Origin of the sequence: Methylorubrum suomiense, from assembly GCF_022179765.1 — a bacterium.
In the GTDB taxonomy this organism is placed as follows: domain Bacteria; phylum Pseudomonadota; class Alphaproteobacteria; order Rhizobiales; family Beijerinckiaceae; genus Methylobacterium; species Methylobacterium suomiense.
This window is the reverse complement of sequence record NZ_BPRE01000004.1, coordinates 176,794-200,283: the sequence shown is the minus strand read 5'-3', so window position 1 is coordinate 200,283 and position 23,490 is coordinate 176,794. Positions and strand designations below refer to the sequence as shown.

Below are 23,490 nucleotides of genomic sequence, written 5' to 3'. Positions count from 1 at the left end.
CGGCCGGTCCCTGCGACCGGCCGTTTTCGTATCAGCCCGCGCGTTCAGCGATCCGCCGGTCCTGCCGATGGGCAGCCGGTCGCGCCCCGTCGTGGCCAGCGATCCTGCGCGCCTGCCTCACAGGTGCTCCCGTGCCCCAGCCCAAAGTTCTGATCTCAGACGCTCTCTCCGACGCCGCCGTGCAGATCTTCAAGGATCGCGGCATCGCCGTCGACTTCCAGCCGAACCTCGGCAAGGACAAGGACGCGCTTGCCCGCGTCATCGGCCAGTATGACGGCCTCGCCATCCGCTCCGCCACCAAGGTGACGGGCAAGCTGCTTGCCGATGCGCCGAACCTCAAGGTGATCGGCCGGGCCGGAATCGGAGTCGACAATGTCGACGTGCCGGCGGCGACAGCCAAGGGCGTGATCGTGATGAATACGCCGTTCGGCAATTCGATCACCACCGCCGAACACGCCATCGCGATGATGTTCGCGCTGGCCCGCCAGATCCCGCAGGCCGACGCCTCGACCCAGGCCGGCAAGTGGGAAAAGAACCGCTTCATGGGCGTCGAGCTGACGGGCAAAACGCTCGGCGTGATCGGCTGCGGCAATATCGGCGCCATCGTCGCCGAGCGTGCCATCGGACTGAAGCTCAAAGTCGTCGCCTACGATCCCTTCCTGTCGCCGGAGCGTGCGCTCGAACTCGGTGTCGAGAAGGTGGAACTCGATGCGCTGCTGGCGCGTGCTGACGTCATCACCCTGCATGTGCCGATGACGGAGCGCACCCGAAACATCCTCTCGGCCGAGAACCTCGCCAAGACCAAACCCGGCGTGCGCATCGTCAACTGCGCCCGCGGCGGACTCGTCGACGAGGCGGCGCTGCGCGAACGGCTCGATTCCGGCCATGTCGCGGGCGCAGCCTTCGACGTGTTCGTTACCGAGCCCGCCACCGAGAATCCGCTGTTCGGTCATCCGAACGTGGTCTGCACGCCGCATCTCGGCGCCTCGACCTCCGAGGCGCAGGAGAACGTGGCCCTGCAGGTGGCCGAGCAGATGGCCGATTACCTCGTCAGCGGAGCCATCACCAACGCCATCAACTTTCCCTCGATCTCGGCGGAGGAGGCGCCCCGACTGAAGCCGTTCGTGGCCCTCTGCGAGAAGCTGGGCTCCTTCCTCGGTCAACTCACCGAGGCGCCGATCAAGGGCATCCGCATCACCTACGAGGGCGCGGTGGCCGGCATGAATACCCGGGCGCTCACCTCCGCGGCGGTGACCGGCGTGCTGCGGCCGATCCTGCAGGACGTGAACATGGTCTCGGCGCCCGTGATCGCGAAGGAGCGGGGGATCGTGGTGGACGAGATCAAGCGCGAGGGCGGCGCCAGCGACTACGAATCGGTGGTGCGGATCACGGTCGATGCCGAGGACATGCCGCGGGATGCGGCGGGCACCGTGTTCCACGACGGCAAGCCGCGCGTCATCGAGATCCGCGGCATCGACATCGACGCCGCCTTCGCTCCGCACATGCTCTACGTTCGCAATTACGACAAGCCGGGCTTCATCGGCCGGCTCGGCACGGTGCTCGGCGAAGCGGGCGTGAATATCGGCACGTTCAACCTCGGTCGCGAAACGGAGGGCGGCAACGCCATCGCCTTCGTCGCGGTGGATGCGCCGGTCTCCGCCGAGGTGCTCGAAGCGATCGCCGCAATTCCGCAGGTGAAGCGTGTCCGCCCCGTCCGCTTCTAAAACCGCCGAACCGGATCCCAACGACGACGCGGCGGCACAGGCCGCGTCCTCCCTCCCCAGCATCGAGGAGCCGCCCATGAGCCACCCGATCACCGTCCGTTGCGGCTGGGATCAGGCCGCCGGTCTCTACGTCGTCCGAGAATCGCCGGTGCCGGGCCTCACCGGCGAAGCGCCGACGATGCGCGATCTCATGTGCCGGTTGCCCGGCCTGATCCGCGACAAACTCGGTCTCGCCCCGGATGCCGCGATCGACGTCTTCATCGAGCGAGTGGCACGCTGAAGCGGCGGCACAACAACCCGGGCCCTCGTCCTCAGTGAGACGAGGGCCGCGGAAGCCGAGGCCTCGAAGAATGGGTCCGCTGAGGCCGTTGCCGGGGCAGCTCGGGGTGAGGGATACGTCTCGGTACGACGCGTGTCGTCACGCGAACGCGTCGAGCTTTCCGTGATGCTCCGCCAGCAAATAATAGAACGTCAGCCGCGACTTCGAGCGGCTGGCCTTCATCGTCATGCAGACATCCTTGATCGAGGCGTCGAGAGCGTCACCGCTCAAGCCGAGCTTCTTCTCAAGGAAGTTATTGCGCACTGTTTCGAGCTCGGCCTTGTCGGAACAGGCCACGAAGCGTGTATCCGGCTTCGACAGCACCAGCCGATACGTCTTCTCCAAACCGGCCACGGCCACCTCGTTGACCGGCTTCTTGGCGTATTTTTTCACATCGTCGAGATGCGTGGACATCGCGGGACTCCTTCTGAGCGCCGCGGGGCGAGCCGACTCGCTGGCGGCAGATCGAAGGATGATCGGTTTTATGCAGTTGTCATGGTCCTGACAGACGCGCTCCACAATTGAATACGCTGAAGGGCAATGCTGGAGACTGAGCAGTCGCAGGCACGATACCGAAACGATGCGTCCGGCTAGGCGGGGCTGGCTCCGCAAGCCGCTTCGTGCGACACCGCGATCCCATGAAGATCGACGGCCGCCACTACCGCACCATCTTCCCCGAGGCCGACGGCCGCTCCGTACAGGTCATCGATCAGACGCGACTGCCCTTCGCCTTCGAGCTGAAGCGGCTCGCGAGCCTCGACGACGCGGCGGTGGCGATCCGCACCATGGTCGTGCGCGGCGCGCCGCTGATCGGCGTCACCGCCGCCTATGGGCTGGCGCTGGCCATGCGCGAAGATCCGAGCGACGGCGGGATCGAGCGGGCCTGCACGACGCTCGCCGCCACGCGGCCGACCGCCATCAATCTCCGCTGGGCCCTCGACCGCGCGGCGGGCCTGCTGCGCCGGGCACCTGAAACCGAGCGCGAAGCTCTCGCCTTCGCGGAAGCCGCCCGTATCGCCGACGAGGACGTGGCGAGCTGTCGGTCCATCGGCGAGCATGGCGCGAAGATCCTCGCCGAGATCGCCGCGAAGAAGAGCGGTCCGGTCAAGGTGCTGACCCATTGCAACGCGGGCTGGCTCGCCACCGTCGATTGGGGCACGGCGCTAGCGCCGATCTACGTCGCGCACGATGCCGGCGTGCCGGTCCATGTCTACGTCGATGAGACCCGACCGCGGAATCAGGGTGCGGCGCTCACCGCCTTCGAGCTCAACGCCCACGGCGTGCCCCACACCGTCATCGCCGACAATGCCGGCGGCCACCTGATGCAGCACGGCGACATCGATGTCTGCATCGTCGGTTCCGATCGCACCACGGCCTCGGGCGACGTGTGCAACAAGATCGGCACCTATCTGAAGGCGCTGGCCGCCAGCGACAACCGCGTGCCGTTCTACGCGGCGCTGCCGTTCTCGACGATCGATTGGACGCTGGAGGACGGCGTGCGGGACATTCCGATCGAGGAGCGGGATGCGCGGGAGGTCACGCATCTCACCGGCCGGACGGAGGATGGGGGCTTCGCCACCGTGCAGGTGGTCTCACCCGGTAGTCCCGTGGCGAACCCCGCCTTCGACGTGACGCCCGCTCGCCTCGTGACCGGCATCATCACCGAGCGCGGCGTCTGCGAAGCCAGTGCCGATGGGCTCGCGACGCTGTATCCGGAGCGGCGCCGGGCGGCCTGAGCCCGTATCGGACGCGGCTGCATGTAGCTGACGGTGCGACGATCAGAGGTCGGCGGAGGTCCGGTCGGCGCTCTCGCGGTCGCGTCGGATCGAGCGCTTCACCCGGATGAGCTGCCAGACGGCCAGCGCCAGGACGAGCCCGAAGGCGAGGCCGATATCGAGGGCGGCGAAGCCCGTATCGCTCACGAAGGTGCGGAGCGGCGGAAGGCGTCCCGCTCCTCCAAGGCCTCGATCAGATCGAGGACGCGCACGGCCTGCCCGGATAGATCCCACCATGCCGGCAGTGTCGCCGGGGCGGACGGCGCCGGATGGCGCAGGACCGCTTCGACGAGGAAGGCTGTCTCGGGCAGGGCCGCGTCCACCACCGTGGCGACGGGGGCTATCGGCCAAGCCGCGCGGGCGAGAAGCGAGGCCTTGCGGGCGCCCGGCACGCGGGCGCGGCGACCGACGGAATCGAGACCGTTCGCTTCCACGGCTCGGCCGATCTCCGCATAGATCAGGCGGGCGGCACGGATGGCCGGCCGACAGGGCAGCGGAAGCAGTGCGATGCCGGCCTCGGACCGGGCGTAGAGCTGTTCGGCCGCGTCCAGCAATCGGGCCACGACCCGTCGCAGGGCCGGCGTCGCCTGCGGATCGGCCAGGAAGGCGTCCGGCTCGATGCCCGCCTCGGCGAGCCAGTCGAGGGGCAGGTAGAGGCGGCCGGCGCGGGCATCCTCACCGACGTCGCGGGCGATGTTGGTGAATTGCATGGCGACGCCGAGATCGCAGGCGCGGGCGAGCGCGTTCGGATCGCGCACCCCCATGACGAGGCTCATCATCGCGCCGACCGCTCCGGCGACACGGGCGGCATAGGCGGACAGGTCCGAGAGCGTCGCGTAGCGGCGCCCCTGCGTGTCCCAGGCCAGCCCTTCGAGCAGGGCGCGGGGCAGCGCCTCGGGTATCGCATGGACGGCGAGCACCTCGGCGAGAGCCCGGTCGGCGGGATGATCCTGCGGAAGCCCGGCTTGAGCCAGGGCGAGGCGACGCTCCAGCCGCGCCAGAGCGGCGGCACGGTCGCCGCCGGCCTCGTCGACGGCGTCGTCGGAGAGGCGGCAGAAGGCGTAGAGACCGTAGGACGGCCGCCGCACCTTCGGCGGCAGGAGCATCGAAGCGGCATAGAAGCTCTTGGAACCGGCACGAATCGCCGCCCGGCAGACGGCGTGATCCTCGTCCGTGGGGGATGAGGTTCGATCAGACGGGAACGCGCGCATCCGGCACCACGGCATCGAGAACGCGTGCGGAGGAGAGCACGCCCGGCAGGCCGGCGCCGGGATGCGTCCCGGCGCCGACGAGGAAGAGATTGGCCACGTCTTCCGACCGGTTATGCGGCCGGAACCATGCGGATTGAGTCAGCACCGGCTCCAGACCGAAGCCGGAACCGCGGAAGCTCAGGAAATCGTCGGCGAAGTCCTGGGGCGTCGTCACTTTCGAGGTCACGATCGCCTCGGAAAGCCCCGGCATCACCGTCGCTTCCAGATGGCGTTCGATCTTGCGCCGATAGGGCTCTGCCCGTTGCGCCCAGTCCTGCCCGCCGGCGAGGTTCGGCACCGGGGAGAGCACGTAGAACGCGTCGCATCCCGGCGGCGCCAGCAGCGGGTCGGTCGCCGTCGGTCGATGGAGGTAGAGACTGAAATCCTCCGCCAAGTGCTTGCGGTCGAAGATGTCGACCAGAAGCTCGCGATAGCGCGGCCCCATCAGGATCGTGTGGTGATCGACCTGCGGGAATTTCCGGTTCGTGCCGAAGTACCAGACGAACAGACCCATGGACGAGGCGGCGCGGGCCAGCCGCCGCGCGCTCCACCGACGGGTCGCCCCGCCGAGCAGCGTCCGGTAGGTCGTGGCCGAATCGGCATTGGAGACGACGATATCGGCGGCGATGGTCTCGCCGTCCCGGAGCGTCACGCCGGTCGCTACACCAGATTCGACACCGATTCTCGCCACGTCGGCCCCACAGCGGATCGCACCGCCCTGCCCCCGGATCAATCCGACGAGGCCGTTCACGAGGCTGCCGGTCCCGCCCATGGCAAAATGCACGCCCCACCGCCGTTCGAGATGGGCGATCAGGCAGTAGATGCCGCTTGCCCGAAACGGATTGCCGCCGATGAGCAGGGGGTGAAAGCTGAAGATCGTGCGCAGGCGCTCGTCGCGCAGGAAGCGGGCGACGACGTCGTAGACGCTGCGATGACCGGAGAGTCGTAACAAGTCCGGGGCGATGCGAAGCATGCTCCTGAACCGGTCGAACGGCACGTGGCCGAGTTCCTCGAAGCCGACGCGGCAGACCGCTTCGCTGTGGGCCATGAAACGCTCATAGCCGTCGATGTCTTCGGGCGAGAAGCGCGCCACCTCCGCCCGCATCGCCGCGCGGTCGTCGCTGTAGGCGAAGCTCGACCCGTCGTCGAAACGGATGCGGTAGAACGGGCGCATCGGCACCAGGGCCACGTCCTGCGCCATGTCGCGGCCGCACAGGCGCCAAAGCTCTTCGAAGAGGAACGGGGCGGTGACGATGGTCGGGCCCGCATCGAAGGTGAAGCCGTCCTGGCGGTGGACCCGGGCACGCCCGCCAGGTTGTTCCAGCCGTTCCAGGATGGTGACGCGGTACCCCCGCGCCCCGAGCCGCACCGCCGCCGCCAGCCCGCCGAAACCCGAGCCGATCACGACCGCGTGCGGCCGGCGATCCGGTCCAGACACGTCAGTCGGCTTGACGGCGAGTGTCAACATTTGTTGACACTAATCCGCGTGCCGCGCGGGGCGCAAGGGGGACGTCAGGCGTTCGACGACGCTTCCCGAAGAACGATCTCGGCCACGCGCCCCGGCGCTTCCTCATGGGCCAGATGGCCGAGGCCGCGCAGCAATTCGATGCGGGCGAATGGCAGACGGTCGCGAAGGGCGAAAGCGGTGTCGGGCCGTATCGCCTTGTCCTCGCTGCCGACGACGAGGAGCGCGCGGACGCCGAGCTTCGGCAGGTCGCGGTCGAGTGCCGCGAGGTCCCAATTCGCCATCATCCCGAGCGCGCCGGAGACGTGACCGGATCGGGACAGCAGCCGGCGATAGAGGTCGAGGCCGGGCTGGTCGAGCCGGGAGCCGGTGCCGTCGAGCAAGCGGCGCACCGCCGCCTTGTCCGCGCTCCAGGCGAAGAGTCTGGGGGTGACCGGGTTGAGGAACAGCATCCGGGCCATGCTGGGAAACAGGAAGCTGGCCACACCCGGAAACGGCGTCAGCGCACCGTTCAGCGCCACGAGGAGGTCGGGGGTGATGCGCCGGTCGAGACACATTCGGGCAAGCACCGCGGCACCCGCCGAATGTCCGACGGCGAGCGCCGGAACGAGATCCAGATGGTCGCACAATCCGGCCACCGCCGCGGCCATACCGGGCAACGAGAGGCGACCGGGCGGCAGCGGGTCGGTGAAGCCGTGCCCCGGCAGGTCGGGGGCGACGACGCGGTAGCGTTCGGCCAAGAGCGGCGCGAGACCGCGCCAGGAATGGGTCGCCGCTCCGGTTCCGTGCAGGAGCAGAAGTCCAGGCTTCTCCGCCTCCCCGAATTCCTGGATGTGCCAGCGCAAGCCGGCGGCCTCGACGAAGCGGCTGGCGGAGCGGTGGGGCCAATCGCGGCCGTCGCGCTCCCAGTTCGGGCGGTCGTCGTCGAGAAGGGGCATGAAAGATCCCGCGCTCACGCCGTCGCCGCCCGTACGGCGGCGCGCACGCTTCCGGCATCGGCCATCGGCAGCGGGCAGTAGCGCGCCTGAGCGGCCTCCGCGAGTGCGCGGGCCCCGTCAGGGCGGGACCCGGTGTCGATCACGAGGGTGCGCAGGCCGTGGTGGCGTAGGGCCCTCCCCGCCCCCAGAGCTTCCTCACCGGCCAAAGCCCGGCCGCCGAGGCCGGAGCGGGCAACATTGGCGCGCCCGTCCGTGAGAAGCACGATGACTGGCGTTCCACCGGCGCGGCGGACCGCGAGACCGAGCGATGCAGCGGCATCCAGCCCGGCCGCGAGGGGCGTTCCACCGCCGCCCGGCAAGCCGGCCAGGGCGCGCTTCGCCCTCACCAGCGAGCGGGTCGGCGGCAGCAGCACCTCGGCGCCGGTCCCGCGAAAGGCGACCAGTGCCACCCGATCCCGCCGGACATAGGCCTCCGCCAGCAGCAACTCGACCGCCCCCTTGGCTTCGGCGAGGCGTTCCAGGGCCGCCGAACCTGAGGCATCGACACAGAAGATCGCCGTGGTCTCGCTGCGCTGACGGTAGCGGCGAATGCGGATATCCTCGGCCGCGACGACGACCCGCCGCGCCTCGTCCGTTCCCCGGCGCAGAGGCTGCCACGGTGCGGCCGTGCGCAGGGTCGCAATCAGATCGAGCCGGCCCCGGCGCGGATCGCCCGGTCGATTCCCCACCGGTCGCCCCTTGAGAGACGAGGCCGCGGCCGACCCCTTGCGGCCCGCCTCCGCCCGACGCAGGGACGGCCCGCCCGCAAGCAATCGGGCTAGCAGATCGTCGGGGATGGCCGCCCGTGCGGCCTCCAACACCACCTCATCGAGCGCTTTGGTCGGCGGAGAGGGGGGCGCTTCGGAGTCCTCGTTTCCCGCTGCCTCCGTTCCCTGGGTATCGGTTTCCGGCGGCGTTTCGGGCTTCTCGTCCGGGGCGGTCGCTTCGCCGTGATGGTCCGCAGCGGGAAGCCGCGTCGCCCGCGGGGCCAGCACGAGGCGGGCGGCCTCCATCAATTCGGCCTCCGACGGCGGACCGTCTCCAGCGGCGATCCGTGCCGCGCGCAGAGCCAGAAGCGGCCCGCGCAGGGAGGCGATACCGAGAGCCGTGGCGGCCGTGCACAGAACGGTGACGGGATCGTCCCGGTCGAGGCCGGACGATGATTCCGCCCTTAGCATTTGGCCTTCGCGAGCGTCGCGACGCATCGGGGCCTCGGATGCACGGGCTTCGCGGGATGCGGCGTCATCCGGATCGGGCACCGAGGGGCCGTCCGTCTCCCGCAGGCTCACACCGGTCAGATCGAGACGAAAGGCCAACCGATCACCCAGCGCCGCGGCGATGGTTTCGTCCTCGATGCCCTCATCGAGCAGCACGAGGCCGAACCGGGCGGGTAGGCGGGCGGCGAGGCCGTCACGCTCAAGGACGACGAGGCCTGTGTCCAGGGCGTGGGCGAGGCGGGCCACGATGCCGGGATCCAGCCTTTCGGCCATGGGCACCACCACGACGCCACCATCGGCTTCCGCGAGCAGGCCGCTCTGCGCCACCGGGCGCCCCGACCGAAGCGTGGCGGGCAGATCGAGCCCGCCGATGAGGCGGTCGTCGCCGACACCGGGAGGCAGGCGACGGATCGGACCGGCAAATCGCGCCCGCAGGAGATCGAGCCAGCGGTCACGCACGGGGCCGGCACCCGCCCGCAGAACGAGACCGCCGAGCCCGTGCGGATCGGCGGTCAGCAGCGAGAGCGCACGGAGCGCATCGTCCCAGGCCGAACTCGACTCGCGCTCCGCCGGGGGGGACAAGGCGTCAGCGCCGGAACAACGGATGCTCGATCCGGTCCCCGGCCCGGATGCCGAGTTTCGCCGCCGTGCCGGCATTCAATTCGAGGACGGCGAGGACCGGTTCGCCCGAGGCGATGATCTGAGTGGACAGCGGCTCGGTGTCGGCGGCGATGCGGGCGATCGATCCATCGGAGCGGATGAACACCATGTCGAGGGGGATGTAGGTGTTCTTCATCCACATGTTGACGGGCAGCGGGCGCTCGAAATCGAACAGCATGCCGTGATCGGCCGGCATCGAGCGACGATACATCAAACCCTTGGCGCGCTGCGCATCGTTGCGCATCACCTCGACCTGAAAGGCGCGGCGCCCGTCCTGGGCGAGGATCGCGAGGGGCTCCGTCTTGGCTTGCTCGGTCCCGGCGGCCGGCGCCTCGGCGCACGCCACGGCGAGAGGCGCGGACAGGGCCGCGAGGCAGGTGAGGATACGGACGGTCTTCGAGGGAACGCGCACGGAAACACCCCGTCAGTGAGAGGCCGGAAGCGCCCCGTCGACGAGGCGGACTTCCGCCGCCATAGCACCCTTCGAGCCGTCGCCGTAGCGCACCAGCACCGTCTCGCCGGGTTTGAGCTCGGCGATGCCGTAGCGTCGCAGGGTTTCCATATGGACGAAGATGTCCGGCGTGCCCTCGCCCCGACTGACGAAGCCGAAGCCGCGCAGGCGGTTGAACCATTTGACCACCGCCGTCTCCAGGCCGCTCGTCGGCGTCACGGACACATGCGTGCGCGGCATCGGTAGTTCGGAGGGGTGGATCGCCGAGGACTGATCGAGGGAGATCACACGGAAGGTCTGCCAGCCGCGGGCGCGACGCACCGCCTCGACGACGATCCGTGCGCCCTCGCTCGCGGCTTGATGCCCGTCCCGGCGCAGACAGGTGATGTGCAGAAGGACATCCGGCGAGCCGTCGTCGGGGACGATGAAGCCGAACCCTTTCGACACATCGAACCACTTGATGCGGCCGGAAATCTCCAGAAGCTCGAGCGGACGCTCGCCCTCGGCAGGGTCGAGATCCTTGGCCGCCGCGGTTCGGGCAGGGCCCGAATCGATTCCGTGTTCGTTCGACATGTAAGCAACCCGTGCCGAATCGCGCCGCGCAATTCCGACGCTACGTTAACAAAGTCCCGATTCCCGGAAAGCCCGTTTGACCGGCAACGGGACACAGGCGGGAACCAATTTTGCCCGCCATGGCGGCGGCGCCTCACTGTCGGTGACGCCAGAACGAGCAGTTGGCCGCTGGGCCTTCCTCGCCCCCGTCGGATCGGGATGGTAGGGCCGCAGCATGTCCGTGCCTCTGCCCTCCACCGCCAAGCCACGCGGCCGCATCGATGCCATCGACCTCGCCCGAGCCGGAGCGCTTGCCGCGATGGCGGGCTATCACACCCTATGGGACCTGGGTTTCCTGAGGCTGACGCCGGAAAATTACGCGCTGACGCCGATCGGACGTGCCACGGCCCACCTCATCGCCGGGTCGTTCCTGCTGCTGGTCGGCATCGGGCTCGTGCTCGCCAATCGAGGCGGCGTCCGGCTCGGCGCCTATTTCGGACGGATCGCCCGCATCGCGGCGGCGGCCGCGCTCATCACGCTCGCCACCTCCTACGCGTTTCCCCAGAGCTATATCTTCTTCGGCATCCTGCATTGCATCGCGTTGTCGAGCCTGCTCGGCCTGCCCTTCGTCTTCGCGCCCGTATGGATCACGGCCCTCACCGCCATCGCCTTTCTGGCGGGCCCCTTCTTCATCGTGCATCCGATCCTCGACGCCCCGGAACTCTACTTCCTCGGACTCGGCCGGCTGCGGCCGGACACCAACGATTGGGTGCCGCTGTTTCCCTGGTTCGGAATGGTGCTCGCCGGCATCGCGTTGGCCCGCCTCGGCGGGTCGAGCGTGTGGAGCGAGCGTCTCGGCCGCTGGCGCGCCGAGAGCGGGTTCGCCCGGGGGGCGGCCTTCGCAGGACGGCACAGCCTTGCCGTCTACCTCCTGCATCAGCCGATCCTGCTCGCGCTGCTCTACGGTCTCGTCAGCATCACCGGCCCGCATCCGCGCGCGGGAGCGGCGAGCTTTCGAGCGACCTATGCGGCGAATTGCGTCCGCACCGGCGGCGGGCCCGAACCGTGTCGGGTCGCGGCGCGCTGCACCGAACAGGCGCTCCGAAAGGAGGGATTGTGGGGATCGGGAATACCCTACAGCGCCGAGCAGAGGCTTCAGGCACAGGGGCTGTCGCAGCGTTGCTACGAGGCGGCGGAGGGTACGGACGCCGCGCCCTGATGGTGAGACCGCCGCGCCGACCGCTGCCCGTACCAGGCGGCGGTCGGCCGATTCTTGGACGATAGAGGGGCTCCGCACGGTCCCGGCTATCGGCCCCTCTTTCATGAAAGCGAGGGGCGCAGGCTCGGGATCGAGGAGCGGCGTCGGGTCAGTCCTTCGCGCGCTCCACGTATGAGCCGTCGGCCGTCATGATGACCACGCGGGTGCCGGCGGAGATGTGGGGCGGAACGCTGGTCTTCACGCCGTTCGACAGGATCGCCGGCTTGTAGGAGGACGAGGCCGTCTGGCCCTTCGTGACCGGCTCGGTCTCGACGATCTCGAGGATGACGCGCTGCGGCAGCTCGATGGTGAGCGGCACGCCGTTATGGGTCGAGAGCGTGACGGTCATGCTCTCCTGCAGGTAGGGAGCGGCGTCACCGACGACATCCTCCGGAACGGCGATCTGTTCGTAGTTCTCGGGGTTCATGAAGTGGAAGCCCTCGCCGTCCTGATACAGGAAGGTGTGATCACGATCCTCGACGAAGGCCCGCTCGACCTGCTCGGTGGTGCGATAGCGCTCGGAGATCTTCACACCGTCGGTGATGCGGCGCATGTCGAGCTGGGTGACCGGCGTGCCCTTGCCGGGGTGGATGTTCTCCGCCGTCAGGATGACGTAGAGCTTGCCGTCCTTCTCGACGACGTTGCCCTTGCGAAGGGTACTGGCGATCACTTTCACGAGCGTGGACCTTAGCTTGACGAGAACGGCAGCTTCCCACAGGCCCCGTGGCCGTGAGAGCGGAATCATCCGCGAGGCCCTACCCTATCCGCGCCCCTGTTGCCAGCCGGAGACCCTTTTCGCGTGAGCAACGAGGCATCGTCCTGGTGGCAACCGGCCATCCATGCGGATCGCCGGCCCCTGCTGCTGACGCGCAACCGCATCGTCGCGGCTCTGCGGGCTCATTTCGCCCACCAGGATTTCGTCGAGGTGGACGCCGCGGCGCTCCAGATCTCGCCGGGCAACGAGGCCCATCTGGCCGCCTTCGCCACCGAGGCGCAGCTCCCCGACGGGGGACGGGCATCGCTCTATCTGCACACCTCGCCGGAATTCGCCTGCAAGAAGCTGCTGGCGGCCGGGGAGACGCGCCTGTTCAGCCTCGCCCGCGTGTTCCGCAACCGTGAGCGGGGGGCGCTGCACCATCCCGAATTCACCATGCTCGAATGGTATCGGGCCGGCGAGACGTACGAGGCCCTGATGGCCGATTGCGCCGCCGTGCTGGCGCTCGCCGCCGAGGCCGCGGGCGTGACGCGCTTGAGCTTTCGCGGCCGCCAAGCCGATCCCTTCGCCCCCTTCGAACGGCTGACCCTGGCCGAAGCCTTTTCGCGCTACGCGGCCATCGATCTGCTCGGCACGATCGCGTCCGACGGCACCACCGACCGTGAGACCCTCGCCGCCGCCGTCGTGACGCGCGGTTTGCGGGTCGCCGCGGACGACACCTGGGCCGACCTGTTCAGCCGCGTCCTCGTCGGACTGATCGAGCCGCATCTCGGCAAGGATCGCCCGACGATCCTGTGCGAGTATCCGGTCAGCGAAGCGGCGCTCGCCCGGCCGAGCCCGCACGACCCGCGGGTGGCCGAACGGTTCGAGCTCTATGCCTGCGGGGTCGAGCTCGCCAACGCCTTCGGTGAATTGACCGACGCGACCGAGCAGCGCCGCCGGTTCGAGGCCGAGATGGCGGAGCGGCTGCGCGTCTACGGCGAGCGCTACCCCATCGACGAGGAGTTCCTCGATGCGCTGGCGATCATGCCGGAGGCCAGCGGCATCGCCCTCGGGCTCGACCGGCTGGTCATGCTGGCCACCGGCGCGCCGCGGATCGACGACGTCGTCTGGACGCCGGTGGCGCGGGGGACGGGGCGTTGAGCGTGGCCCCGGCCGGAATCCGGACCAAGAGTCTTGCCCCGCCTGCGGAGGAGACCGTGGGCCCGGCGGCCGGGACGGATGCGGGCTCCGCTCCGAGTGGAACGGTCGCGTCCCTCCCCCGCCATACGGCGAGGGATGGGCGTGCGCTCAAGACCGTCGGTGCCTTGGCGCAGGCCGGTATGATCCCGGCGGAACATGTGACCGTCTTGGAGCGCGTGGCCGCCCGCTACGCCGTCTCCGTCACCGCGGACATGGCCGAGTTGATCGACCCGTCCGATCCCCTCGACCCCATAGCCCGGCAGTTCATCCCCCGTGCCGACGAAATCGAGACGACGCCGGAGGAGCGGGCCGATCCGATCGGCGACGACGCGCACGCACCCCTGCCCGGCCTCGTCCATCGCTATCCCGACCGGGTCCTCCTGAAGCCCCTCCATATCTGCCCGGTCTATTGTCGCTTCTGCTTCCGCCGCGAGCGTGTCGGACCGGACGGTCACGGCATGCTGAGCGAGGCTGAACTCGCCGCCGCCTTCGCCTACATCGCCGCGCGACCGGAGATCTGGGAGGTGGTGCTCACCGGCGGCGATCCGTTCGCACTTTCGCCGCGGCGCTTGGCGGCCATCGCGGACGCCCTCGGCGCAATTCCGCATGTGAAGGTCATGCGTCTCCACACCCGCGTGCCGGTGGTCGAGCCGGGACGCGTCGACACCGACCTCGTCGCCGCGCTCAAACGCTTTCCCGGCGCCGTCTACGTCGCCCTCCACGCCAATCATCCGCGGGAATTCACCGAGAGCGCTCGGGCGGCTTGCGCCCGCTTGGTCGATGCCGGCATCCCGATGGTGAGCCAGACCGTGCTCCTGCGCGGGGTCAACGACGATGCGCCGACATTGGAGGCGCTGATGCGTCGCTTCGTCGAGAACCGGATCAAGCCCTACTACCTGCATCACGGCGATCTGGCTCCGGGGACCGGCCACCTGCGCACCACCCTGCCGGAGGGCCAAACGCTGATGCGGGCCCTGCGCGGATGCTTGTCGGGGCTCGCACAGCCGACCTACGTGCTCGACATCCCCGGCGGTCACGGCAAGGTGCCGGTGGGGCCGGGCTATCTCGACGAATCGCCGGGCGGGCTCCGCGTGACCGACCCGCGCGGGCATGTGCACACCTATCCGCCGAAGGACGAAGCATGACGCGCAGATTGTGGGGACGGGCAAGCTCCGGCAACGTCCAGAAGGCCCTCTGGGCGCTCGATGAGTTGGCCCTGCCCTACGAGCACATCGAGGCCGGCGGCGCCCATGGCATCGTCGGCGAGGAGCGCTACCGCGCGATGAACCCCAACGGCCTCGTGCCGACCCTCGAGGAGGACGGTTTCATCCTCTGGGAATCGAACGCGATCCTGCGTTACCTCGCGAACGCCTATGGTGGCGTGCTCGCGCTGCCGGCCACGCCGCGCGAACGCGCGCTCGTCGACCAATGGCTCGACTGGCAGGCCACCGCCTTCACGCCGGCCATGCGCGACGCCTTTCTCCAACTCGTGCGGGTCGCGCCCGAGAAACGGGATGCGTCGGTCATCGAGGCATCGCGAAGCGCCAGCGAACGCTGCGCCGACCTGCTCGACCGACATCTGGCCAATACGCCCTACGTCGCGGGCGAAACCTTCGGGATCGCCGACATCGCGGTGGGCTGTGCGGCGCATCGGTGGCTGATCCTGCCCCTGCCCTGCGAGGAGCGTCCGAACATCGTCGCGTGGCGCGACCGCTTGGCGCAACGTTCGGCCAGCTCGTCCGTTCTGACGCTGCCGCTGACCTGATCGAAGTGGCGGAGGTCAGCCAGTGACGGACGCCGCGCCCCGACCATCCGGACGAAAAATGTTCTTCCCGCTCTCGAAGCTGATCTTCTTCGTCATCACGCCGTCGAACTTCCTGATCCTCCTCGGACTCTTCGGCTGCCTGCTCCTGTTCACCGAGTTCGGCCGCAATATCGGGCGCGTTCTCGCAATCACCGGGTTTCTCGGCTTGCTGGTGGCCGGCCTCGGGCCGTTATCGGCCTGGGTCCTGATGCCGTTGGAGAACCGGTTCCCCGCCTTCGTCGATGACGGTCAGCCGGTGGCCGGGATCATCGTGCTCGGCGGCGCGGTCGAGGCCGATACCTCGATCGGACGCGATCAGATCACCGTCAACGATGCGGGCGAGCGGGAGATCGCGCTGGGCGACTTGGCCCGCCGCTATCCCCAGGCCCGCCTCGTGTTCTCCGGCGGCAGCGGCACCATGCGCGAGCATGCGATTTCGGAGGCCGAGATCGTCAGCCGCTTCGCCGATACCCTCGGCGTGCCGCGCAATCGGCTGATCCTGGAACAGCAATCCCGCAACACCCGCGAGAACGCGGTGTTCTCATCCCGTATGACCCAGCCGAAACCGGAGGAGCGCTGGCTTCTCGTCACCTCGGCATGGCACATGCCGCGGGCCATGGGCTGCTTCCGCGAGGCGGGGTTCTCGGTCACGGCCTACCCGGTCGATTACCGCACCAGCGGACCGCGCGACGCTTACCGCCTCGCCACCTTCGCCTCGGACGGCCTGTCCGAATTCGATATCGGCGTGAAGGAATGGATCGGGCTGATCGCCTACAAGCTCGCGGGATACACCAAGGCCTGGATGCCGGCGCCGTGAGCCCTCAGCCCCTCGGCTGGCTCAAGCGATAGATCCCGCGGAAATCGTCCGGGTCGGCGACCGGCTTTCCCTTTCGCACGATCTGCACCCGGCCCTCCTTGGTCAAGCGCACGGCCACGCGTCGTACCGGCTGCATCAGCGGGCCCCAGCCATCGGGATGCGGGCCGCCGAGCGCGCGGGCGACTTCGGACGGGCAGCAGGTCTTGTCGCTGCCGCGTTCGGCGACGAGGCGCAGCATCGTCTCCTCGATCTCGGCGTCACTGGCCACGGCAATCCTCCTCGGCGAGCAGGGCGGCGCGGATCGGCGAGGCGAATTGGCGCCGCCACATCACGAACACCACGCTGCCGGTCGTCAGCATCAGGACCGGCGCGCTCACGAACCAGCCGAGATAGGCCAGCGCGAACAGGAAGGCGCGCTGGCCTTTCGCGAAGTGGGAGCCCGCCGCCACATTCATCGCGGCGGCGCGCTCGGCGGCCCGACGCATGACGTCTTCCGGTGCACCGGAACCCTTCGGCGGCACCGCGCCGATCAGGATGGCGCCGTAATTGAAGAGCCGGTAGGCCCAGGCGAACTTGAAGAAGGCGTAGACGAACACGACGGCGAGCCCGGCAACCTTGATCTCCCAAGTCGCCCGGGTCGTCGCCGATCCGAACGGCAGAGCCGAGAAGAGGTTGAGCACGTCGTCGCCCGAGCGGGACAGGGTCAGCACCGAGCCGAGGGCGATCAGCGACGTCGATGCGAAGAAGGCGGTGCCGTTCTGCAGCGAGGCGTTGATGGTGGTGTCGACCACGCGATTGTCGCGGCCGATCATCTGCAGCGCCCAGTTGCGCCGCTGCCGATTCATGATCTGGCTGAGGCTCAGACGGTCACCGCGCCGCCGCTGCACCGCGAGACTGTAGCCGACCCAGGCGGCGACGAAGAACACAAGCCCGGCGAGATCCAGGGGCGAGAAGGCGCGGATGTCCCACATCGTCAGCGCATCGCCTTCCCGGTCCCGTTCGCCATCGTCCCCCGGGCCGCTACAGGCCGCGGGCCCAGGCGGCAAGCCCCGATCAGGAGAGGATCTCGAAACCCTCCCCCGCGAACAGTGCGGCCTCGCTCACCGCGATGTCGTCGACCCTCGCCATCAGGGGGCCTCGGCGGCATTCGGCCAGCAGGGCGTCGACGGCGGGTTCAGGCCCTGAGAACACGGCCTCGACCGTCCGGTCAGGCCGGTTGCGAACCCAGCCGACGACGCCGAGACCGAGGGCGCGCTTGCGCGTCCAAGCTCGATAGGACACGCCCTGCACGCGCCCGGAGATGACCGCACGGATCGTTTTCGTCTGCGAAGTCAAACGGTCGGCCTCCCGCCATGCGCTGCCGTCGGGGCCTAGCATGTCCGCCCCGATCGGTCAGGCCGGTGATCGGCGCTGCCAGCCCCGGATCTCCTGAAGATACGGACCCGGCAGTTGCGCCGCCGCACCGGCCGCCAGAACTGCCTCGAGATAGCCCGGCCGCGGAATGCCGGGCGGCGGGCTCCGGCCGAGATAGATCAGGGCCCGCTTGATGCCGGCCTCGGTTAGAACGGGCTGATGCGCCTTGATGTAGAGGCCGCCGGCCACGCCCTCGTACCGGTCGAGGGCGGGCACGTCGGAAAGCGCCAATTCCCACAGCACGCCCCACACCATCGCGCCCGGTGCCCGGACCACGGAGGCCCACCCCTCCTTCATGATCACGAAGCGGTGCCGTGGCAGGCGACCGCGGCCGATCAGCCGCGAGGCCGGGCAACGCTGGGCCATGGCGGCGGCGTCCATATTGGCGCCATAGGCGAAATAGAGCGGCATGCCTTTGAGAGATGCGAGCGGTGTGCCGAGCCGCCGGACGAGCCCATATCGCGGGCTGGCGCACGACCATCGGGCCTCGAGAATCGGCCGGGACGATCGCTCGGCACAGGGAAGCGACCGCCCCGCGTCGAGAGCGGCCGCCGGAAGCGGGTCGGTTCTCGGCGACCTCGGTTTACGGTTCGATCACTCGAACTCCATGATGACCGCGTCGACCGCGAGGCTGTCGCCTTCCTTGGCGGCGATCTTGGACACCTTGCCGTCGCGTTCGGCGCGCAGGACGTTCTCCATCTTCATCGCCTCGACGATGGCGAGCGCCTCGCCGTTTTTCACCTCTTGACCTTCCGCGACCATGATCTGCTTCACGAGGCCCGGCATCGGGCAGAGCAGTTGCTTGCCGGAATTCGCGCTCTCCTTGACCGGCATCAGATCGGCGAGATCGGCCTCGCGGCGGGTGAAGACGCGGGCCTCGGCCGCCGCGCCCGCATGCTGCAGGAACACGCCGTTCAGGAGCGGACGCACCTGGATCGCCACCGGCTCGTCGCCCACGGTACCGGACCAGACCGGCTCCCCGGGACGCCACGCACTGCGGACCGGCACCACCGCTCCGTCCGCTGCCGTCACGAGCAGATCGTTCCCGACCGTGTCGACGGTGACTTCGAAGCGCTGGCCGGACAGGACCACGACGCGCTCACGCTGGAACGCCAGCAGGCTCGGATCGCGCATCTGGCCGGAGATGCCGCGCTTGCGGACATTGAGCTTGTGATCGATCGCCGCCGCGACCGCCGCCAACCGCAGGGCAACCTTGCCCTCGGGCTGCGGGGCCGTGAAGCCCTCCGGGAACTCCTCCTTGATGAAGCCCGTCGACAGCGCGCCCTCGCGCCAGCGCGGATGGGCCATCAGGGTGGCGAGGAACGGAATGTTGTGGCGGATGCCGTCGATGGCGAAAGCGTCGAGCGCCCGCGCCTGGGACTCGATCGCCTGAATGCGGGTCGGCGCCCAGGTCACGAGCTTGGCGATCATCGGATCATAGTGGATCGCGATCTCGCCGCCTTCCTCCACGCCGGTGTCGTTGCGGACGATCGCCTCGCCGAACTGGCCCTCCTCCGGCGGCTGGTATGTGGTGAGCCGGCCGATCGAGGGCAGGAAGTTGCGGGTCGGGTCCTCGGCGTAGACGCGGCTCTCGACCGCCCAGCCGTTCAGCTTCACGTCGTCCTGCGCCAGCGGCAGCTGTTCGCCTGCCGCCACCCGGATCATCAGCTCGACGAGGTCGAGCCCGGTGATCATCTCGGTGACCGGATGCTCCACCTGCAGGCGGGTGTTCATTTCGAGGAAGTAGAACGACTTGTCCTGGCCGGCGACGAACTCGACCGTGCCGGCGGAATCGTAATTCACCGCCTTGGCCAGCGCGACGGCCTGCTCGCCCATCTTGCGGCGGGTCTCTTCGTCGAGGAGCGGCGACGGCGCCTCCTCGATGACCTTCTGATTGCGGCGTTGGATCGAGCACTCGCGCTCGCCGAGATAGATCACGTTTCCGTGCTTGTCGCCGATCACCTGGATTTCGATGTGGCGCGGATCGGTGATGAACTTCTCGACGAAAACGCGATCATCGCCGAAGGACGAGGACGCCTCGGACTTCGCCCGCTCGAAACCTTCTTTCACCTCGTCGGCCGACTCGGCGATCCGCATGCCCTTGCCGCCGCCGCCGGCGGATGCCTTGATCATGACCGGATAACCGATCTCGTCGGCGATCTTCACGGCGTGCTCGGGACTCTCGATGACACCGAGGAAACCGGGCACCGTCGAAACGTTGGCCTCGGCCGCGGCCTTCTTCGATTCGATCTTGTCGCCCATGGCGGCGATGGCGCCGGGATTGGGACCGATGAAGACGATTCCGTGCTCCGCGAGCGCCTTCGGGAAGGCTTCGCGCTCGGAGAGGAAGCCGTAGCCCGGATGCACCGCCTGGGCGCCGGTCTGCTTGCAGGCCTCGATGATCTTCTCGATGACGAGATAGGACTGCGCGGCGGGCGCCGGGCCGATATGAACGGCTTCGTCGGCCATCGCCACGTGGACGGCATCGCGGTCGGCATCCGAGTAAACCGCCACCGTCTTGATACCCATCCGGCGGGCCGTCTTGATGACGCGGCAGGCGATCTCGCCACGGTTGGCAATCAGGATTTTTTCGAACATCGCAGCCGCTTCTTCTTGGGAGACCGTCCTGGCTCACCCCTCCCGAAGGCGAGCCCGATTTCATCCCGATAAAGCAGTTGTGCGAAGAGCGGAAGCTGTGCCGTCTTACCCTTATTGGCGGTCACACACCGTATTCATCATGCAGCGAGCGGCAGCTTGCCGGTGCGGCACTCGGGGGCTTGGCCGGTCCAGCGATTGGCCTTCAGCGCGAAGGCGATCAGCGCCTCGTCGCTCACGGTCGCCTCGCGGACGATCTCCCGGGCGATGCGGCTGCCGGTCAGGGTCGGACCCTTGCGGCCCGCGAGCGAGGCGGAGAGCCAAGCGGCGGTCTCGGGGGTGATGCGGCCGGTGGGACGCTCGCCGTAGACGGCGAAGTCGACGATGGTGGCGGTGAGGAAGGTGGCGAAATCCTCGTGCTGGTCGGCCACCGCCCGGTCGAGGGCGAGCAGCAGGTCGGCGTCGTGACGGCCCATGGGCACATCGGCCAGGATGTCACGGGCGAGTTCGGCGACATCCGAACCGGTGATGCGGCCGGCTTCGACGATCCGGTCGCAGAACAGCTGAAGAGCAATGTTGGTCATGATCCGATGCCTCTCCGGCCAGTTGTCGCCGGTGTTTGTCCCTGTATGTCCTGACTTTACGGGGCAACATCAGCGCAAGAGGTTAATGGCTAAATCTGAACCCGTGTTCAGGTAAATGCCTGCTCACGATTGAGCCTTTCGAGATTCTTGCTGTATTGCGGTCAGACTTCGTTCACCGAACCGACCTCGTTGCGGGATCGCACGGATCTGGAAAGGCAACGCGCTCGCCTGCGCCGCTCACATCGGCTTCGAGGCGGCTTTCCAGAGAGGCCCGGTGCAGAGCGTGAAGGACAGTCACCGATGCAGGGGCGAGCTTATTCCCAGTGCTGGGAGCGGCTTCGACCATCCTCGGGCGCGTAAAGTCATTTGCCGGGCTTGTCGCCCCGCGGCTACAACACTGTCCGGGCGAACGCCGAAACGACGCGCCCGGGAGGAATCGCCCTGAGCACTCTGTACGTCACCCATCCGAGCGCCCTCGAACACGCGACCCCGCCCGGCCATCCCGAGCGCCCCGCCCGCATGCAGGCGGTCGAGCGGGCGCTGGAGGAGGAGCGCTTCTCGGCCCTGGTGCGGGCGCATGCGCCGAAGGCCGACGCTTCGGTTGCCGAACTCGCTCACCCGGCCGCCTTCGTCGAAGCTTTGGTCGCGGCCGCGCCGACGGAGGGTCTGCTTCAGATCGATTCGGACACGCTGATGTCACCGGGCTCGCTGAATACTTGCCTGCATGCCATCGGCGGGTCGGTACACGCCGTCGATGCTGTGATGAAGGGCGAATGCGCCAACGCCTTCGTCGCCATGCGCCCGCCGGGCCACCACGCCGAGCTGACCCGCGCCATGGGCTTCTGCCTGTTCAATCACGCGGCCATCGCCGTGCGGCACGCGCAGAAGAATCTCGGCGCGGCGCGGGTGGCGCTGGTCGATTGGGACGTCCACCACGGCAACGGCTCACAGGACATCTTCTGGGCGGACAAGGACGTGATGTACGCCTCGACCCACCAGATGCCGTTGTTCCCAGGCACGGGCTCGGCGGGAGAGCGGGGCGATCACGATACCATCGTCAATGTGCCGCTTCGGGCCTTCGACGACGGTGCCGTGTTCCGCGAAGCCTTCGAGAGCCGCATCCTGCCCCGGCTCGACGCGTTCCAGCCGGACCTCATCGTGATCTCGGCGGGGTTCGACGCGCACAAGCTCGACCCGTTGGCCAATGTTCAGCTCGACGAGTCCGATTTCGGATGGGCCACGCGCCGCCTCATGGAGGTGGCCGACCGGCATGCGGGCGGGCGGGTCGTCTCGATCCTGGAGGGCGGCTACAGCCTCGATGGCCTCGCCCGCTCCGTCGCCGCCCATATGGATGCCTTGATGGGTCGGTGAGGGACAATCCAGAGGCGCTACCGGCTCGCGCCGATCGGAGTGATCTGCATGGCCGCCGTGCTCGCAAGCGCGTCGGCGGATACGCGCTTTCTAGCGAGTTTGCCGAAGTCGAGGCTGCAACGAGCAAGCCGTCGGCAGCCGATGGCGTCGCCCGGAATGCGGTGGTCGCCGGCGGGACGGGGAACAGAGACCAGGCGTCGGTCACTTCCGTCGGGCGGCGACGGGGCCGCCTGACGGAGGGTGAAACAGCTCCGCTTGGGCGCGTTCGGTCAGCCGTCCAGAGGCTCCTCGCCGACGAGTTCGATGCCGAAGCCCGAGAGGCCAACATAGGATCGGGCGGAGGACGATAGGTTGCGGATCGAGACGACGCCGAGATCGCGCAGGATCTGCGCGCCGAGGCCGACCTCCCGCCATTGGCGTACCCGCTGCGCTTCGGCCCCCTCTTCCGCGTAACGGTTGAGCGGTACGCCCGCGGTCCCGTCACGCAGATAGACGAGGACCCCTCGCCCTTCCGCCGCGAACCGCCGCATCACGCTCTCGATCTGGCGTCCACCCTCGATCACGTCCGCGACCACGTTGGAGCGATGCAGGCGCACCAGCATGTTGCGGCCGTCGCCGATATTGCCGTGGACGAAGGCGAATTGCTGGATCGGCTCGAACGGCGTGACATAGGCGTAGCCGGTGACCGCGCCGAACTCCGACTTCACCGGGAAGGTGCCGACCCGCTCGACCAAGCGGTCACGGGCTTGGCGATAGGCGATGAGATCGGCGACCGAGACCCGCTTGAGACTGTGGCGCTCGGAAAAGTCGTCGATCTGCGGCCCCTTCATGACGGTGCCGTCGTCGTTGGCGAGTTCGCAGATCACGCCCACGGGGGGGAGGCCGGCGAGCTTGCACAGGTCGACCGCGGCCTCCGTATGGCCGGAGCGCATCAGGACACCGCCATCGCGGGCGATCAGCGGAAAGACGTGGCCGGGGCGCACGAAATCGCCCGCGCCCATATTGCCGTTGGCCAAAGCACGGACGGTGTTGCAGCGCTGCTCGGCCGAGATGCCGGTGGTCAGGCCATGGCGCACATCGACCGTGACCGTGAAGGCGGTGCCGAGCGGCGCGTCGTTCGAGGCCACCATCGGATCGAGGTGGAGCCGGCGGGCCTCTTCCAGGGTAATCGGCGCACAGACGATGCCGCAGGTGTTGCGGATGATGAACGCCATCTTCTCCGGCGTGCAGAGCGAGGCCGCGACGACGAGGTCTCCCTCGTTCTCGCGGTCGTCATCGTCGGTGACGACCACGATCTCGCCGCGGGCGAAGGCCTCGATGGCCTCGGTGACGCTGCAATGGGGCACGGGTGTCGTTCCAGT

At 68.5% G+C, this 23,490-nt stretch carries 25 protein-coding genes; 9 read left to right on the top strand and 16 right to left on the bottom strand.

Features of this window, described 5'->3' with window-relative positions; genetic code table 11:
• The first annotated feature begins 131 nt into the window (after nucleotides 1-131).
• Both serA and MFF26_RS08100 read left to right on the top strand, forming a co-directional pair.
• Nucleotides 132-1,724 (top strand): phosphoglycerate dehydrogenase, encoded by a 1,593-nt coding sequence (gene serA, locus MFF26_RS08105; RefSeq protein WP_238307866.1) that lies wholly within the window; start codon nucleotides 132-134, stop codon nucleotides 1,722-1,724.
• A 76-nt stretch (nucleotides 1,725-1,800) separates the two neighbouring features.
• Complete coding sequence (locus tag MFF26_RS08100; protein ID WP_137827879.1) at nucleotides 1,801-2,004, top strand: DUF1902 domain-containing protein; 204 nt, start codon at nucleotides 1,801-1,803, stop codon at nucleotides 2,002-2,004.
• A 138-nt stretch (nucleotides 2,005-2,142) separates the two neighbouring features.
• On the opposite strand, the gene MFF26_RS08095 is transcribed toward MFF26_RS08100, so the two are convergent.
• Nucleotides 2,143-2,457 (bottom strand): DUF2853 family protein, encoded by a 315-nt coding sequence (locus tag MFF26_RS08095; RefSeq protein ID WP_137827878.1) that lies wholly within the window; start codon nucleotides 2,455-2,457, stop codon nucleotides 2,143-2,145.
• A gap of 224 nt (nucleotides 2,458-2,681) precedes the next feature.
• Here MFF26_RS08095 and mtnA point away from each other — a divergent pair, with 224 nt between their 5' ends.
• Nucleotides 2,682-3,779 (top strand): S-methyl-5-thioribose-1-phosphate isomerase, encoded by a 1,098-nt coding sequence (gene mtnA, locus MFF26_RS08090; RefSeq protein ID WP_137827877.1) that lies wholly within the window; start codon nucleotides 2,682-2,684, stop codon nucleotides 3,777-3,779.
• A 42-nt stretch (nucleotides 3,780-3,821) separates the two neighbouring features.
• Here the strand turns inward: mtnA and MFF26_RS08085 are convergent, their stop codons facing one another.
• The 7 genes from MFF26_RS08085 to MFF26_RS08055 are packed head-to-tail and all read right to left on the bottom strand — an operon-like array spanning nucleotide 3,822 to nucleotide 10,411.
• Nucleotides 3,822-3,965 carry a hypothetical protein gene (locus tag MFF26_RS08085; RefSeq protein WP_171015397.1) on the bottom strand — a complete coding sequence of 48 codons (144 nt, stop codon included), beginning with the start codon at nucleotides 3,963-3,965 and terminating at the stop codon, nucleotides 3,822-3,824.
• Entirely contained in the window at nucleotides 3,962-5,029 is a 1,068-nt protein-coding gene (locus MFF26_RS08080) for a phytoene/squalene synthase family protein (protein ID WP_137827876.1), read from the bottom strand. Before MFF26_RS08080 ends, MFF26_RS08085 begins: the two co-directional genes overlap by 4 nt.
• On the bottom strand, nucleotides 5,010-6,536 hold the full coding sequence (locus MFF26_RS08075; RefSeq protein WP_137827875.1) for a phytoene desaturase: 1,527 nt from the start codon (nucleotides 6,534-6,536) through the stop codon (nucleotides 5,010-5,012). Before MFF26_RS08075 ends, MFF26_RS08080 begins: the two co-directional genes overlap by 20 nt.
• 44 nt (nucleotides 6,537-6,580) lie before the next feature.
• Entirely contained in the window at nucleotides 6,581-7,471 is an 891-nt protein-coding gene (gene bchO, locus MFF26_RS08070; protein ID WP_137827874.1) for an alpha/beta fold hydrolase BchO, read from the bottom strand.
• Nucleotides 7,472-7,485: 14 nt separating this feature from the next.
• Entirely contained in the window at nucleotides 7,486-9,384 is a 1,899-nt protein-coding gene (locus MFF26_RS08065) for a magnesium chelatase subunit D (RefSeq protein ID WP_137827873.1), read from the bottom strand.
• Nucleotides 9,314-9,799, bottom strand: a complete 486-nt coding sequence (locus tag MFF26_RS08060; protein WP_137827872.1) for a DUF192 domain-containing protein — start codon at nucleotides 9,797-9,799, stop codon at nucleotides 9,314-9,316. Before MFF26_RS08060 ends, MFF26_RS08065 begins: the two co-directional genes overlap by 71 nt.
• Before the next feature lie 12 nt (nucleotides 9,800-9,811).
• Nucleotides 9,812-10,411: a cold-shock protein gene (locus tag MFF26_RS08055; protein ID WP_137827871.1), complete on the bottom strand. Its 600-nt coding sequence runs from the start codon at nucleotides 10,409-10,411 to the stop codon at nucleotides 9,812-9,814.
• A gap of 214 nt (nucleotides 10,412-10,625) precedes the next feature.
• On the opposite strand from MFF26_RS08055, the gene MFF26_RS08050 reads away from it, so the two are divergent.
• Nucleotides 10,626-11,609, top strand: coding sequence for a heparan-alpha-glucosaminide N-acetyltransferase (locus MFF26_RS08050; protein ID WP_137827870.1), 984 nt, complete (start codon nucleotides 10,626-10,628; stop codon nucleotides 11,607-11,609).
• A 148-nt stretch (nucleotides 11,610-11,757) separates the two neighbouring features.
• On the opposite strand, the gene efp is transcribed toward MFF26_RS08050, so the two are convergent.
• A complete protein-coding gene (efp, locus tag MFF26_RS08045; protein ID WP_137827869.1) occupies nucleotides 11,758-12,324 on the bottom strand; it encodes an elongation factor P in 567 nt (188 codons plus the stop codon).
• 123 nt (nucleotides 12,325-12,447) lie between these two features.
• Between efp and epmA the strand changes: the two genes are divergently transcribed.
• From epmA to MFF26_RS08025, 4 genes are read left to right on the top strand one after another with little or no spacing between them, the layout of a single operon-like run.
• Nucleotides 12,448-13,506, top strand: a complete 1,059-nt coding sequence (gene epmA, locus MFF26_RS08040; protein WP_137827868.1) for an EF-P lysine aminoacylase EpmA — start codon at nucleotides 12,448-12,450, stop codon at nucleotides 13,504-13,506.
• Complete coding sequence (locus tag MFF26_RS08035; RefSeq protein WP_283207396.1) at nucleotides 13,503-14,690, top strand: lysine-2,3-aminomutase-like protein; 1,188 nt, start codon at nucleotides 13,503-13,505, stop codon at nucleotides 14,688-14,690. The genes epmA and MFF26_RS08035 overlap by 4 nt, the downstream gene beginning before the upstream one ends.
• Nucleotides 14,687-15,310, top strand: coding sequence for a glutathione S-transferase family protein (locus MFF26_RS08030; protein ID WP_137827867.1), 624 nt, complete (start codon nucleotides 14,687-14,689; stop codon nucleotides 15,308-15,310). Before MFF26_RS08035 ends, MFF26_RS08030 begins: the two co-directional genes overlap by 4 nt.
• 58 nt (nucleotides 15,311-15,368) lie before the next feature.
• Nucleotides 15,369-16,166, top strand: a complete 798-nt coding sequence (locus MFF26_RS08025; protein ID WP_137827866.1) for a YdcF family protein — start codon at nucleotides 15,369-15,371, stop codon at nucleotides 16,164-16,166.
• Nucleotides 16,167-16,170: 4 nt separating this feature from the next.
• On the opposite strand, the gene MFF26_RS08020 is transcribed toward MFF26_RS08025, so the two are convergent.
• The 6 genes from MFF26_RS08020 to MFF26_RS07995 all read right to left on the bottom strand — a co-directional run bounded on the left by MFF26_RS08020 (nucleotide 16,171) and on the right by MFF26_RS07995 (nucleotide 20,758).
• Nucleotides 16,171-16,434 carry a DUF3253 domain-containing protein gene (locus MFF26_RS08020; RefSeq protein ID WP_137827865.1) on the bottom strand — a complete coding sequence of 88 codons (264 nt, stop codon included), beginning with the start codon at nucleotides 16,432-16,434 and terminating at the stop codon, nucleotides 16,171-16,173.
• A complete protein-coding gene (locus MFF26_RS08015) occupies nucleotides 16,424-17,137 on the bottom strand; it encodes a DUF599 domain-containing protein (protein ID WP_137827864.1) in 714 nt (237 codons plus the stop codon). The genes MFF26_RS08020 and MFF26_RS08015 overlap by 11 nt, the downstream gene beginning before the upstream one ends.
• Before the next feature lie 82 nt (nucleotides 17,138-17,219).
• A complete protein-coding gene (locus MFF26_RS08010) occupies nucleotides 17,220-17,543 on the bottom strand; it encodes an acylphosphatase (RefSeq protein WP_171015396.1) in 324 nt (107 codons plus the stop codon).
• A gap of 15 nt (nucleotides 17,544-17,558) precedes the next feature.
• Nucleotides 17,559-17,990 (bottom strand): gamma-glutamylcyclotransferase family protein, encoded by a 432-nt coding sequence (locus MFF26_RS08005; RefSeq protein ID WP_137827863.1) that lies wholly within the window; start codon nucleotides 17,988-17,990, stop codon nucleotides 17,559-17,561.
• Between the two features lie 183 nt (nucleotides 17,991-18,173).
• On the bottom strand, nucleotides 18,174-20,177 hold the full coding sequence (locus tag MFF26_RS08000) for an acetyl-CoA carboxylase biotin carboxylase subunit (protein WP_137827862.1): 2,004 nt from the start codon (nucleotides 20,175-20,177) through the stop codon (nucleotides 18,174-18,176).
• 137 nt (nucleotides 20,178-20,314) lie between these two features.
• Nucleotides 20,315-20,758: a hypothetical protein gene (locus tag MFF26_RS07995; protein WP_137827861.1), complete on the bottom strand. Its 444-nt coding sequence runs from the start codon at nucleotides 20,756-20,758 to the stop codon at nucleotides 20,315-20,317.
• A gap of 441 nt (nucleotides 20,759-21,199) precedes the next feature.
• Here MFF26_RS07995 and MFF26_RS07990 point away from each other — a divergent pair, with 441 nt between their 5' ends.
• Complete coding sequence (locus MFF26_RS07990) at nucleotides 21,200-22,129, top strand: histone deacetylase family protein (protein WP_137827947.1); 930 nt, start codon at nucleotides 21,200-21,202, stop codon at nucleotides 22,127-22,129.
• A 269-nt stretch (nucleotides 22,130-22,398) separates the two neighbouring features.
• Here MFF26_RS07990 and ribB read toward each other — a convergent pair whose 3' ends face one another.
• On the bottom strand, nucleotides 22,399-23,475 hold the full coding sequence (gene ribB / locus MFF26_RS07985) for a 3,4-dihydroxy-2-butanone-4-phosphate synthase (protein ID WP_137827860.1): 1,077 nt from the start codon (nucleotides 23,473-23,475) through the stop codon (nucleotides 22,399-22,401).
• Between the last annotated feature and the right edge of the window lie 15 nt (nucleotides 23,476-23,490).

Coding starts and splice junctions, on each gene's coding strand:
- MFF26_RS08005 (WP_137827863.1), bottom strand. CDS start 17,990: ATGCCGCTCTATTTCGCCTATGGCGCCAATATGGACGCCGCCGCCATG.
- MFF26_RS08055 (WP_137827871.1), bottom strand. CDS start 10,411: ATGTCGAACGAACACGGAATCGATTCGGGCCCTGCCCGAACCGCGGCG.
- MFF26_RS08080 (WP_137827876.1), bottom strand. CDS start 5,029: ATGCGCGCGTTCCCGTCTGATCGAACCTCATCCCCCACGGACGAGGAT.
- MFF26_RS08010 (WP_171015396.1), bottom strand. CDS start 17,543: ATGCTAGGCCCCGACGGCAGCGCATGGCGGGAGGCCGACCGTTTGACT.
- MFF26_RS08030 (WP_137827867.1), top strand. CDS start 14,687: ATGACGCGCAGATTGTGGGGACGGGCAAGCTCCGGCAACGTCCAGAAG.
- MFF26_RS08000 (WP_137827862.1), bottom strand. CDS start 20,177: ATGTTCGAAAAAATCCTGATTGCCAACCGTGGCGAGATCGCCTGCCGC.
- MFF26_RS08025 (WP_137827866.1), top strand. CDS start 15,369: ATGTTCTTCCCGCTCTCGAAGCTGATCTTCTTCGTCATCACGCCGTCG.
- bchO (WP_137827874.1), bottom strand. CDS start 7,471: ATGCCCCTTCTCGACGACGACCGCCCGAACTGGGAGCGCGACGGCCGC.
- MFF26_RS08100 (WP_137827879.1), top strand. CDS start 1,801: ATGAGCCACCCGATCACCGTCCGTTGCGGCTGGGATCAGGCCGCCGGT.
- MFF26_RS08065 (WP_137827873.1), bottom strand. CDS start 9,384: ATGCCGGCACGGCGGCGAAACTCGGCATCCGGGCCGGGGACCGGATCG.
- MFF26_RS08050 (WP_137827870.1), top strand. CDS start 10,626: ATGTCCGTGCCTCTGCCCTCCACCGCCAAGCCACGCGGCCGCATCGAT.
- MFF26_RS08015 (WP_137827864.1), bottom strand. CDS start 17,137: ATGTGGGACATCCGCGCCTTCTCGCCCCTGGATCTCGCCGGGCTTGTG.
- MFF26_RS08095 (WP_137827878.1), bottom strand. CDS start 2,457: ATGTCCACGCATCTCGACGATGTGAAAAAATACGCCAAGAAGCCGGTC.
- MFF26_RS07995 (WP_137827861.1), bottom strand. CDS start 20,758: ATGACCAACATTGCTCTTCAGCTGTTCTGCGACCGGATCGTCGAAGCC.
- MFF26_RS08075 (WP_137827875.1), bottom strand. CDS start 6,536: ATGTTGACACTCGCCGTCAAGCCGACTGACGTGTCTGGACCGGATCGC.
- mtnA (WP_137827877.1), top strand. CDS start 2,682: ATGAAGATCGACGGCCGCCACTACCGCACCATCTTCCCCGAGGCCGAC.